This is a genomic window from Salinispora goodfellowii, assembly GCF_059570675.1.
Genome location: NZ_JCANTD010000012.1, coordinates 1 through 12382 on the forward strand (window position 1 = coordinate 1; position 12382 = coordinate 12382).

The 12382-nt window shown below is 72.0% G+C and carries 8 protein-coding genes and 1 pseudogene; 6 read left to right on the top strand and 3 right to left on the bottom strand.

Features of this window, described 5'->3' with window-relative positions:
* Together T398_RS13880 and T398_RS13885 are read right to left on the bottom strand one after the other, a co-directional pair.
* Positions 1 to 246: pseudogene (locus T398_RS13880) on the bottom strand (hypothetical protein); the annotation flags it as partial.
* Between the two features lie 84 nt (positions 247 to 330).
* Positions 331 to 543, bottom strand: coding sequence for a hypothetical protein (locus T398_RS13885; protein WP_496447230.1), 213 nt, complete (start codon positions 541 to 543; stop codon positions 331 to 333).
* Between the two features lie 215 nt (positions 544 to 758).
* Here T398_RS13885 and T398_RS13890 point away from each other — a divergent pair, with 215 nt between their 5' ends.
* Complete coding sequence (locus tag T398_RS13890) at positions 759 to 4448, top strand: ATP-binding cassette domain-containing protein (protein WP_496447232.1); 3690 nt, start codon at positions 759 to 761, stop codon at positions 4446 to 4448.
* Positions 4449 to 4589: 141 nt separating this feature from the next.
* On the opposite strand, the gene T398_RS13895 is transcribed toward T398_RS13890, so the two are convergent.
* A complete protein-coding gene (locus T398_RS13895; RefSeq protein ID WP_496447234.1) occupies positions 4590 to 5897 on the bottom strand; it encodes a dicarboxylate/amino acid:cation symporter in 1308 nt (435 codons plus the stop codon).
* A 313-nt stretch (positions 5898 to 6210) separates the two neighbouring features.
* Here T398_RS13895 and pcaF point away from each other — a divergent pair, with 313 nt between their 5' ends.
* The 5 genes from pcaF (at position 6211) to T398_RS13920 (ending at position 12378) form a co-directional block, all read left to right on the top strand.
* On the top strand, positions 6211 to 7416 hold the full coding sequence (gene pcaF / locus T398_RS13900) for a 3-oxoadipyl-CoA thiolase (protein WP_496447236.1): 1206 nt from the start codon (positions 6211 to 6213) through the stop codon (positions 7414 to 7416).
* Between the two features lie 159 nt (positions 7417 to 7575).
* Entirely contained in the window at positions 7576 to 8394 is an 819-nt protein-coding gene (locus tag T398_RS13905) for an SAM-dependent methyltransferase (protein ID WP_496447238.1), read from the top strand.
* Positions 8395 to 8399: 5 nt separating this feature from the next.
* Positions 8400 to 10601 carry a putative bifunctional diguanylate cyclase/phosphodiesterase gene (locus tag T398_RS13910; protein ID WP_496447240.1) on the top strand — a complete coding sequence of 734 codons (2202 nt, stop codon included), beginning with the start codon at positions 8400 to 8402 and terminating at the stop codon, positions 10599 to 10601.
* A 209-nt stretch (positions 10602 to 10810) separates the two neighbouring features.
* The gene (map, locus tag T398_RS13915) at positions 10811 to 11668 is read left to right on the top strand and encodes a type I methionyl aminopeptidase (RefSeq protein WP_496447242.1); all 858 of its coding nucleotides are present in this window, start codon (positions 10811 to 10813) and stop codon (positions 11666 to 11668) included.
* A complete protein-coding gene (locus tag T398_RS13920; protein WP_496447243.1) occupies positions 11665 to 12378 on the top strand; it encodes a VIT1/CCC1 transporter family protein in 714 nt (237 codons plus the stop codon). The genes map and T398_RS13920 overlap by 4 nt, the downstream gene beginning before the upstream one ends.
* Positions 12379 to 12382 lie beyond the last annotated feature (4 nt).

Sequence of the window (12382 nt, forward strand, 5' to 3'; positions counted from 1 at the left end):
GGCCTCGATGATGGCCTTCACGTTGGCGACCTGCTCGTCGCCGAGGGTGATACGCGACTGCTCACCCTGGGTGCCGTGCGGGATCAGCGTGCCCATATCCGGCTTGTCCGCCTGCACCGCCGCGGCGGCGGCCGAGGCCGGGGCGGGGGTGGTGTCGGTCAGGGTGCCCAGGGGGCCGGCGATGACACCGGTGGACAGGGCCAGACCAGCGACACCAAGGACACTACGACGCAGAATCGTGTTCATCAGGGTTGCTCCATTCGGGGGTCGACACCCACACACACGCCCGAAAGGGGGGTCAGGCGGCAGGGTGCAAGCACCGTCCGGCGCTCAAAGAAACAGGGGAAGAAGATCCTCGGCGACCGCGGGCTTCACCGGGGGCTGCACGGTGCCGGGTCCAGATGTAACGACCGGCCGGCCACCGGCATTCCCGGCGACCCGCACCCGGCGGCACCCGCCCGAGCGGGGCACCTCCACGGCCGTACGCAGGGTGTAACGCCCCCACGCCCGCCGGGATTCCACCACCACGATGCCCCCGGTCACACCGCACCCAGGCATCAACCGGACACCAGCGGATTTTCGTGCCGAAGAGTTCCAGACGACGCGCGGCGTGATCCGCTCCCGATCCGGGTCCCGCAGTAGGCTCGGCTGGTGTTTCCGACGAGGGCTCCGGTCTGCAGGGCCCGAAATGCGTTGAGCGATGGTTGCCCGTCGGGTGAGGCTGGGCGTTCTCGAGCCGCTCGTCGTTAGGGTTTCCCGTGCGCCTGCTCCGTGACCTGTGGGCCACCGCGCCCCGCCGCATGACGATCGTGGGCATCCTGGTCCTGCTCGGCGCCGGCGGTCAGGCCGCTGCCGCCGCGTTGGCCGGGCCGGTCCTGGTGCACCGCTCCGTCGGTGCCTTCGCCCTGCTCGCGGCGGCGCTGGTCGCCGCCGTCGTCAGCGCTCTCGTGGTCAATCTGGTGCTGGCGGGGGTGACCGCCGACTGGTCCGCCGCCGTCCGGCGCCGGCTCTGCCGGGTCGCCTTCGGGCAGGACCTGCCCACCTTGGAGGCGACCCCGGTCGGCGAGCTGCTCGACCGGATCGACGGCGACGTCTACCAGGTTGCCGCCGGAATCCGAGCGCAAGGCATCCGCATCGCCCAGATGCTGACCGCGGGCCTGCTCTCCGCGGTCGTCGCCCTGGGCGTCTGGTGGCCGGCCGGGCTGACCATGCTGCTGCTCGCCGGTGTCCTGGCCGTCGGCCTGCGCCGGCCCACCGCGCGCATTGTTCCCGGCCGGATGGCCGAGGAAGCTGCCTGGTCCGACCTGGCCGCGGTGATGGAGGAGGCCGTCCACGGCCAGGATGACGTGCGGACCAGCCTCGCCCAGCCGTACGTGCTGCGGCTCTGGGCCACCCGGGCGGCGGCCGTGCTCGCCCGGGGGATGCCGGTGAGGCGGATGTCGGCCCGGGTCACCACCACCGCGGTCGGCGTCACCAGCGTCGGGATCGCCGCGGTGGTGCTCGCGGGAGCATGGGCGCTGGCCAGCGGTCGGGTGGACGGCGCCCGGCTGACCGCCGTGTGGCTGCTCGCCATCGCTTACGGCGCGACCGTCGAACACGTCAGCCGGCTGGTGCCGGAGATCCAGTACGCACTCGGTGCCTGGGGCCGCGTACGGCTGCTGGCGGGTTCCCCGCAGGAACCGGTGGGCGGGCTGGCCCCGGTTGCCGGTGATCTGACGGTGCGGGGTCTGACCTTCCAGTACCCGCTGGCCGAGGGCAGCCGTGGGCCGGCCCTGCGCGACATCCACCTCACCTTCACCCGTGGCCGTTCGTACGCTCTGGTCGGCCGGACCGGTTCGGGTAAGTCCACCCTGGCGAAGGTGCTCACCCGGGCGGTTGACGTGCCGGCCGGGACAGTCCTGCTTGGCGGTCGTGACCTGCGCGACCTCGATGTCGACCAGCTACGCCGCTGGGTGGCGGTGGTGCCGCAGCGTACCGAGATCCTGGCCGGCACCCTCGTCGAGAACATCGCCCTCTTCGACCCGGACCTGCTCGACGCCGCCGCCGATGCCCTGCGCGAACTGGGCCTCGACGGCTGGGCCACCGAACTCCCCGACGGGCTGCGGACCCGGCTCGGCGAGGGTGGGCACGTCCTCTCGGCCGGTCAGGAGCAACTGGTCGCGTTCGCCCGGATTCTGGTGCGCGACCCGCAGGTGGTGATCCTGGACGAGGCGACCGCCCGGCTCGACCCGGTCACCGAGGCGCGGGTGCAGGCGGCCACCGAACGGCTGCTGCGCGACCGGATCGGCATCGTCATCGCGCACCGGCTCTCCTCGGTCCGACACTGCGACGAGGTGGTGGTGCTGGCCGACGGCGCGGTGCTGGAGGCCGGGCCGCTGCGGGAGTCGGGGCGTTTCGCTGAGCTGCTGGCCGTCAGCGACGCCGTCACCAGCGACGCCGTCACCAGCGACGCCGGCATCTCGGCCGTCATCCCCGTCAGCACCAGCGTCAACGCGCCCGTCCAGGTTGGCAGCGGTGGCCCCGGCCCCACCAGCGGTGTCGGCGCTGGGATCGGGTTGCTGGACGGCCCGAAGCCGGACGCCGGGCCCGAACTCGGCCCGGTCGTCGCCCCGGCGAAGCCCACCTCGCCGCTCCCCGCGGACCTCTCGTCAGCGGGAGCCGCGCCACGCACAGCAGCACCCACTCTGGACCTCTCGCCATCAGCCGTGGACGTCTCGCCGCCAGCCGAGGAGCGCCGGCCGCCGGCTATGGACGCCTCGCCGCCGGTGGCGCCCCTTGGTCAAACGCTGCGGGAGCTCTGGCGGCTGCTCGTCAACGACCCACGGTACGGGCTGGCGGCCATGGCGCCCTTCGTGGTGCTGGTGTTGGTCGGCCTGGATGGCCCGGTGCTGCCGTGGCTCTGGGCGGACGTGGTCGACGGCGTCGGTGAGCCGTGGCTGCCGGCGCTCGGCATCGCGGCCGGGCTGCTGGTCACGCTGCCCTTCCACTGGTACACGACGTTGTGGTTCCAGACCTGGTGGGTACGGCAGATGCTGCGGATCAACCTTCGGCTGGTGCATGGGCAGACCGGGCCCCGGCGGGTCAGCGGCTACACCCCCGCCGAGGTGGTCGCCCAGGGCGGTGACACCGAACGGGTCGTGGAGCTCGCCGACAACGTGGTGGACCAGTTCTTCGGCCTGGCCCTGCTGGTGGCGATGACCGCCATCTCCGGCAGCGTCGTACCCGGGCTCTTCTTCCTCGGGACGATGGTGGTGTCCGCGCTGGTGGCCATCCTGTTCGGCCCGGCTCTGGAGCGCGGCGCACGGGCGACGGTGACGGCGCGGGCCGCGTACGCGACCGCGCTGGTCTCCGGGCTCTCCGCCGCGCGGACGGTGAAGCTGGCCGGCGCGACTGGACCGGTGCTCGACCACCTCGCCGACCTGGACGCCACCCGCAGCGAGCGCCAGCGGCGGGAGATCACCATCCAGGTGTGGTCCCGCTCCACGCCATCGGTGGTCAGCGGGCTGTTACCGATCGGCGCGTGGGCGCTGTTCCTGGCCGGTGTGCTGTCGGCCGGCGCGACCCTGGTCGCCGTCTCCACCCTCGTCGCGGCGCGCTGGATCGCCTGGACCGCGGCGTCGCTGCTCTCCCAGGTGCCGTCGGCGCGGGTGTGGACCCAGCGGACGGTGGCGATGACCGGGGCGCCGGCGTACTCGGCGGCGCTGCCGGGAGTCGACCCGGCCGCAGGGACCGCTCCGGCCCCGCCGGCGCCGGCCCGGCACCCCCTGCGTCGGCTCGAGCTGGCCGGCTTCGGGGTCCGTCACCCGGACGGGGTGGCGGCGGTCCGCGATGTCGACCTGACGGTCGAACGCGGCCAGCTCGTCCTGGTGGTCGGTCTGGTCGGGTCAGGCAAGTCGTCGCTGCTACGGGCCCTCGCCGGAATCGTGCCGCACACCGGCCGGCTGAGGTGGAACGGCGTGCCGGTGACCGAGCCGGAGCTGTTTCTCCGCCCGCACCAGGTCAGCTACGTCGGTCAGCAGCCCCGGGTGCTCTCCGGGACGGTCGCCGACAACATCACCCTCGGCTACCCGGTGGACGCCGACGCGGCGGTGTCCACCGCCCAGCTGGAGCCGGACCTGGCGGCCTCCGAGGCCGGTCTCGGGCTGGTCATCGGGCACAAGGGCACCCGGCTCTCCGGCGGGCAGCTGCAGCGGCTCGCGCTGGCCCGTGCACTCGCCCCGGGGAGCGAGCTGCTGGTCGCCGACGACGTCTCCTCCGCGTTGGATGTCACCACGGAGTTGGCGCTCTGGGCGGCGCTGCGACGGCACGGGGTCACGGTGCTGGGGTCGACCTCGAAACGGGCGGCGCTGCTGCGCGCCGACCATGTCCTGGTGCTGGAGGACGGGCGGGTGGCCGCCCAGGGTCGTTGGTGCGAGCTGGCGGCCCAGTGGTCGCACCTGGCCGGCTGACGGGCAGCCGCGCCGCGGATCTGGGAGGTTGGCCGACGAGAAGCGCCCGGTGCCCGGTGCTGGGCGCTCGCGCATGGTGGCGCCCAGCACCGGGGGCGGGTTCGGTGTTGGTCGGGGCGGGCCCGGGTGGACCGCTCAGGCTCAGGCTGGGGCCGGAACCGGCTCCTCGCGCTGGCCGGGCCGGGAACCGTGCTCGACCGGGTCCTCGTCAACCAGGCTCCGCCGGCCGGCCGCGTCGTACGCGGTCCGGTCGAGGGTGCCCTCCCGGGCCGCCACGATCGTCGGCACGAGAGCCTGCCCGGCGACGTTGGTCGCGGTGCGCACCATGTCCAGGATGGGGTCGATGGCCAGCAGCAGGCCCGCGCCGGCCAGCGGCAGGCCGAGCGTGCTCAGCGTCAGCGTGAGCATGACGATCGCGCCGGTGAGGCCGGCGGTCGCCGCCGAACCGACCACGGAGACGAAGGCGATCAGCAGGTAGTCGGTGACGCCGAGCTGCACCCCGAAGACCTGCGCCACGAAGATCGCGGCCAGGGCCGGGTAGATCGCCGCGCAGCCGTCCATCTTCGTGGTGGCGCCGAACGGGACCGCGAACGAGGCGTACTCGCGGGGGACCCCCAGCCGCTCGACCGCGCGCTGGGTCACCGGCATGGTGCCGACCGAGGAGCGGGAGACGAAGGCCAGCTGGATCGCCGGTCCGGCACCGGCGAAGAAGCGCAGCGGGTTGAGCCGGCCGGCACCGAGCAGCAGCAACGGGTAGACCACGAACAGCACGATCGCGCAGCCGACGTAGACGGCGGTGGTGAAGCGGGCCAGCGGGGCCAGCAGGTCCCAGCCGTAGGTGGCGACGGCCTTGCCGATCAGGCCCAGGGTCCCGATCGGGGCGAGCCGGATCACCCACCACAGCGCCTTCTGGACGATCGCCAGGAGGGCTCGGTTGAGTTCGACGAACGGCTCGGCGGGCGGGCCGACCAGCAGGGCCGCCGCGCCGATGACGAGGGCGAGGAAGACGATCTGGAGGACGTTGCCCTCGACGAACGCGCCGACCGGGTTGGTCGGGACGATGCCGGCGAGGAAGTCGGTCCAGGAGCCGGTCGTGGTCGGGGCGGTGGCGTCGGCGGTGTCCAGGGTGACCCCCTGGCCGGGGTTGGCGAGGAGCCCGAGGCCGATGCCGACGCTGACCGCGATGAGCGCGGTGGCACCGAACCAGAGCAGCGTACGTAGCGCCAGCCGGGCGGCGTTGGCCACGCCCCGCAGACTGACCACGCTGATCACGATGGCGGTGAAGACCAGGGGTGGCACGGCGAGCTTGAGCAACTGGACGAAGAGGCCACCGACGATGTCGAGGCCGCTGGTCAGCCAGCTCAGCTCAGCGGCGCGGGCGAGGTAGCCGAGGGCCACACCGAGGGCGAGGCCGAGCAGAATCTGCACGGAAAAAGGGATCTTGCGCATGAAAGGTCCAAGTCTGGAAAGCGAAAAGGTACGGGCGGCGTCAGAACTGCGGCCGCGCCGGACAGACACCGCTGGCCTGCCGTCGAAGGTCGACGTACAAGCGCACGGTGAGATTCCAGACATTGGTCATTGCCGGATGACGATACACCGTTCTCCGCGGTCCGGGGAGCGGCTGGCCGGTGACCCTCCCCACCAGGGTCGCTCGGGCACCTGTGACCCCGCTGGTCCGGGCGTCGATATTCTGACGCCGGAGCGTTGCCCGGGATCCGGGTCCGTTCCATCCCCCGACCTTCCCACCCCCGAAGGACTCGCGATGACCGTGGCATATCTGGTGGCTGGTGTCCGTACCCCGATCGGGAGGTACGGCGGGGCGCTCGCCGGCGTCCGCCCCGACGACCTGGCCGCGCACGTGATCCGGGAGTTGGTGACGCGGTACCCGACGGTGGACTGGGCCCGGACCGATGACGTGATCCTGGGCTGCGCGAACCAGGCCGGCGAGGACAACCGCAACGTGGCCCGGATGGCGGCGCTGCTCGGCGGGCTGCCCGAGCAGGTGCCCGGCAGCACCGTCAATCGGCTCTGCGGCTCCGGCCTGGACGCCCTCGCCCTCGCCGCCCGTTCCATTGTTGCCGGCGAGGCCGACCTGGTGCTGGCCGGCGGGGTGGAGAGCATGAGCCGGGCGCCGTTCGTGTTGCCCAAGGCCGAGACCGCGTACTCCCGCAACGCGGAGGTCTACGACACCACCATCGGCTGGCGGCTGGTCAACCCGTTGCTGGAACAGGGGTGGGGCATCGACTCGATGCCGGAGACCGCGGAGAACGTGGCCGCCGAGTACGGTGTCGCGCGGGCCACCCAGGACGAGTTCGCGTACCGCTCCCAGCAGCGTGCGGCCAAGGCCCAGGCCGACGGCCGACTAGCCGAGGAGATCGTGCCGGTGTCGGCCCCGGCTGGCCGGCGGGGGACGACGCTGGTCGAGGTCGACGAACATCCGCGGGAGACGTCGCTGGCGAAACTGGCCGCGCTGCCCACCCCGTTCCGGGCGGGGGGCACGATCACCGCCGGTAACTCCTCCGGCGTCAACGACGGCGCGGTGGCGCTGCTGGTGGCCTCCGAGGCGGCACTGACCCGGTACGACCTGAACCCGTTGGCTCGGATCGTCGGCTCCGCCGCGGCCGGTGTGCCGCCGCGGGTGATGGGCGTCGGTCCGGTGCCCGCCACCCGCCGGCTCCTCGATCGGCTCGGCCTGGGGGTGGGTGACCTGGACGTGGTCGAGCTGAACGAGGCGTTCGCCGCGCAGGCGGTGGCGGTCCTGCGGGAGCTGGGTCTGCCAGCGGACGCCGAGCAGGTCAACCCGAACGGGGGTGCGATCGCGTTGGGGCATCCGCTCGGCGCGAGTGGGGCCCGGCTGGCGCTGACCGCTGCCCTGGAACTGCGGCGCCGGGGCGGCCGGCGGGCGCTGGCCACCATGTGTGTCGGGGTGGGCCAGGGCATCTCGCTGCTGCTGGAGTCCGTGCGGTGACCAGTGTCCCCCGCCGGCGCCCTCCCGCCCGGATTGACGCACGCCTACAGTTGTCTGCATCTAAACGATCCGCGGGTCGGCCGGTGGCCTCCGCGTGTCCGCAATGCGTCGCGACACCGGTCTCTCCCGCACCGTGGCGACGACTTGGGGTATAGCACTGTGCAGACGCAGGACGGACTTCCCGCCGAGATTGACCTTTCTCGCCCGAGCGCGGCCCGGGTGTATGACTACTTTCTCGGCGGGGCCCACAATTTCGAGATCGATCGGCAGCTCGCCGAGCAGATCGCCAGCATGACGCCGAACCTCGCCGGCACCATGCGCGCCGGCCGCGAGTTTCTCCGCCGCGCGGTCCGGGTGCTGCTGGATGCCGGCATCGACCAGTTCCTCGACATCGGCTCCGGTATCCCGACCGTCGGCAACGTGCACGAGGTGGCCCAGGCGGTCAACGCGAAGGCCCGGATCGTCTACGTCGACATCGACCCGGTCGCGGTGGCGCACAGCCGGGAACTGCTGGCGGGTAACGACCGGACCGGCGTCATCCAGGCCGACCTGCATGATCCCGGGCACATCCTGGCGCAGGCGCGGGCGCTGAACCTGCTGGACCTCGACCGGCCGGTGGGCATCCTGCTCGCCGGGGTGGTGCACTTCATCGGCGATGACAGCCGCCCCGGAGATCTCCTTGCCACGCTCCGGGCCGCTGCCGCGCCGGGCAGTTACCTGGTGATCTCACACTCCACATTCGAGGACCAGCCGCGGGAGATGCTCGAGGCTCAGCGGTTGTCGGCGCGTACCGACACCGAGATCACCCTGCGTTCCCGCGCCGAGATCACCGGCTTCTTCGGAGACTGGACCCTGCTGGAGCCGGGGGTGGTCCACATGCCGTTGTGGCGGCCGGACTCCGCCTCCGACGTGGATGACAATCCGGCGCAGTTCGGTGCCTTCGGCGGGGTCGCCCGGCACGACCAACCGGTCGGCTGATCGCGGTGGCCGTCGTCCTGGAGTCGGGAGGGCGCGACCGTAGCCAGGCCGGCGCCGAGGGGTATGCGGCCGAGTGGGCCCGCGCCGTACGTCGGCTCGGCTTCGTCCCGTTCAGCGCTGCGGAAACCCAGCGGCTGCTGCACCTGCACACCGTCCGGCTGGCCCAGGCGCTGCGCGCCGAGCCGTTCTCGTCCCAGCCCGCGGCCCAGGTCGGCCAGGCGCTGGCCGAGGCGCACCTGACCGAGCCGGGGGTGCTCGACTGGTCGGTCCGGGCGCTCGGTGACGGGTTCCTTGCCCGGGTGCTGCCCGACCTGGTCGGTACGGAGGAGGCGGCGACCCGGGTCGCGGCGTTGCAGGGTGCGATGGCAGCCGGATTCGCCGGCGCGCTCCGGGAACGCACCTTCACCCAGCAGGAGCGGATCGCCCGCTCGGCCTGGCAGGCGCGGGACGAGGTGGAGCGGGCGTTGCGGGACAGCGAGGCCCGGTTCCGCGCGGTCTTCTCCGGTGCCGCCATGGGGATCGGCATCGGCCTGGTCGATGGCCAGATCATCGACGTCAATCAGGCATTCGCCGACATGCTCGGCTACACGATCGAGGAGTTGCGGCGGCGCAACGTGTCGTCGCTGTTCCACCCCGACGACGCGGCCGGGATCTGGGAGCTGTACCAGGAGGTCGTCGAGGGCAAGCGGGACACCGTCCGGATCGAGAAGCGGTACTACCGTAAGGACGGCACCACGGTCTGGACCGACCTGGCGGTGTCCCTGGTCCGGTACGACGACGGCCGTCCCCGGTTCACCGTCGCGGTGGTCGAGGACATCACCGAGCGTTACGAGCTTCAGCAGCGGCTCCGGTTTCAGGCACTGCACGACCCGCTCACCGGCCTGCCCAACCGGACCCTCTTCTTCGAGACCCTCGGGATGGTCTTCGACAACGCCGGCGCCGGCCATCCGGTCGGGGTCTGCTTCCTCGATCTGGACGGGTTCAAGGCGGTCAACGACAGCCTCGGTCACGATCTGGGCGACCAGCTGCTGGTGGTGATCGCCGAGCGGTTGTCGGACTGCGTCGCCGGGTTCGGGCATCTGGTGGCCCGGATGGGGGGCGACGAGTTCGTCATCCTGGTCGACGACGGGGAGTCCCTCGACGACGTGGTGAGCGTCGCGGAGGCCGCACTCGCGGCCGTGGCCGCACCGATTCGGATCGGTGACCACCAGCTCATGGTTTCGGCGAGCGTCGGCATCGTCGAGTGTCCGGTGCACACGACCGACCCGTCGGAACTGATGAAGGCCGCCGACACCACGCTGTACTGGGCCAAGGCCGAGGGGCGTGGCCGGTGGGCGGTCTGGGACCGGGAGCGAAGCGCGCGCGAGATCGCCCGGTCCACGTTGGCCGCCGGACTGCCGGCGGCCCTGGAGCGGGATGAGTTCGTGCTGGACTACCAGCCGATCGTCTCCCTGCGGGACGGCTCGATGCTGGCCGTGGAGGCGCTTGTCCGCTGGCAGCATCCCACGCTGGGTCGGCTTGGCCCGGCCCGGTTCATCGGGCTGGCCGAGGAGACCGGGTTGATCGTCCAACTCGGGGAGTGGGTGTTGCGCCGGGCGTGCCGGGACGCCGATGCCTGGCGACGCGAGGTGCCGGCGGCCCGCCTGGTCGTCAGCGTCAATCTCGCCGCGCGTCAGGTGGAACACCCCGGCATCGTGGACGTGGTGGCGGAGGCGTTGACCGACAGTGGGCTCCCCGCCGAGCTCCTGCAGCTGGAGCTGACCGAGAGCGCCCTGATGGGTACCGCGGGGGAGCCGCTGCGGGCGTTGCACCGGCTCGCCGGGCTGGGGGTGGGGCTGGCCATCGACGACTTCGGCACCGGCTACTCGAATCTGGCGTATCTGCGCCGGCTGCCGATCCGGTCGCTGAAGTTGGCGGGCCCGTTCGTGGAGGGACTGCGGGAGGGCGGAGCCGAGCAGGCGGCCGGCCATCGGGACGAGCAGATCGTGGACGCCCTGGTGCGGCTGGCGCGGGCGCTCGGGTTGTCGGTCACCGCGGAGGCGGTGGAGACCGGGGTGCAGGCCGAGCGGCTGCGGGCACTGCGGTGCGACACCGGGCAGGGCTACTGGTTCGGTGTGCCGGGGCCGGCGGGTGAGATCACGGCCCGGCTCCGTGGGCGGGGAGCGGTGGCGCGGAACCCATCGGGTACGGCGGATCACCGTACGTGAGAGAGAGGTTGGATCCCGCGCCACCGCTCCGCCGGGCGTTGCCGAGCGCCCGGCGCTGGCCCGTCCGGATCGGGCCTGGTCACCGCAGTCAGGATGCGGCCGGGGCGGGCAGTGGGGCAACTCATTTCGGGCGGCGGGTGCTCGTCCGGGCCGGTCCGGGGCGCGATGGGCGCCACGCGGTGTCGAGGTCGCGGCGTTAGGCTTGCGCCATGACCGTCCGTGCGCCGTTGACACCCGGCACGCTCTCTCCCTGGCGACAGGTGCCCGCCCACATTCCCCGACCCGAGTACGTGGGCAAGAAGGAGCCCAAGCAGTGGCGTGGCTCACACGTGCAGACACCGGAGACCATCGAGCGGATGCGGGCCGCCGGGCGGCTGGCGGCACAGGCCATTGCGCTCGCGGGCGAACACTGCAAGCCGGGGGTCTCCACCGACGAGATCGACCGGGTGGTGCACGAGTTCCTCTGTGACCACGGTGCCTATCCGTCAACGCTGGGTTACCGGGGGTTCCCCAAGTCCTGCTGCACCAGCCTGAACGAGGTGATCTGCCACGGCATCCCCGACTCGACGGTGCTCCAGGACGGTGACATCATTAACGTCGATGTCACCGCCTTCCTCGACGGGGTGCACGGCGACACCGATGCCACCTTCTGTGTGGGTGAGGTGAGCGAGGAGGTCCGGTTGCTGGTTGAGCGGACCCACAAGGCGACGATGCGAGGCATCCGGGCGGTGGCCCCCGGTCGGCAGATCAACGTGATCGGTCGGGTGATCGAGTCGTACGCGAAGCGCTTCGGCTACGGCGTGGTGCGTGACTTCACCGGGCACGGCATCGGCGAGGCGTTCCACAGCGGGCTCTACGTGCCGCACTACGACAGCCCGCGGCCCACCGACGTGATGGAGCCGGGCATGACCTTCACCATCGAGCCGATGATCACCCTCGGCACCTACCAGTACGACATGTGGGATGACGGCTGGACTGTGGTGACCAAGGACCGGAAGTGGACCGCCCAGTTCGAGCACACGATTCTCGTGACCGACGACGGCTACGAGATCCTCACCCTGCCGTGACCGAGACCCCGGCGGCGTTGCGGGAGGCACACCACGCGGACGTCTCCGGAGGCTGGCTGCGCCCCGCGGTCTTCGGGGCGATGGACGGACTGGTCACCAACATCGCCCTGATCGCCGGGGTGGGGGGCGGTGGGGTGTCGGCGCGGGCCGTGCTTCTCACTGGCACCGCCGGTCTGGTCGCCGGCGCCATCTCCATGGGGCTGGGGGAGTACACCAGCGTCCGGTCGGCCAACGAACAGGTCGCCGCGGAGGTGGCCAAGGAGCGGCGGGAGCTGGAACGGCATCCCGAGGTCGAGGCGCGCGAACTGGCGGACACCTGGGTGGCCCGCGGCCTGCCCCGGGAGCTCGCGACGCAGGTCGCGGAGGTGGTGCGGCGCAATCCCGAGGAGGCGCTGCGAGTGCACGTCCGGGAGGAGTTGGGCGTCAACCCGGATGACCAGCCGAGCCCGTGGGCGGCGGCGTTCTCGTCGTTGGTCTGCTTCTCCGTCGGCGCCCTGGTGCCGCTGCTGCCCTATCTGCTCGGCAGCACCAGTCTCTGGCTGGCGCTCGGCGTCGGCGGCCTCGGCCTCTTCCTGGCCGGTGTGATCGTCGCCCGGTTCACCAGCCGGCGCTGGTGGACGGCGGGCCTGCGGCAGCTGCTGCTGGGTGGCCTCGCCGCCGCCGCGACCTACGGTATCGGCACCCTGATCGGGGTCCAGGGCGGCCTGTAGGCGG

What these genes read in the sequence shown, in the direction of transcription:
- T398_RS13895 (WP_496447234.1), bottom strand. Translation starts at nt 5,897, where the DNA reads ATGCGCAAGATCCCTTTTTCCGTGCAGATTCTGCTCGGCCTCGCCCTC.
- pcaF (WP_496447236.1), top strand. Translation starts at nt 6,211, where the DNA reads ATGACCGTGGCATATCTGGTGGCTGGTGTCCGTACCCCGATCGGGAGG.
- map (WP_496447242.1), top strand. Translation starts at nt 10,811, where the DNA reads ATGACCGTCCGTGCGCCGTTGACACCCGGCACGCTCTCTCCCTGGCGA.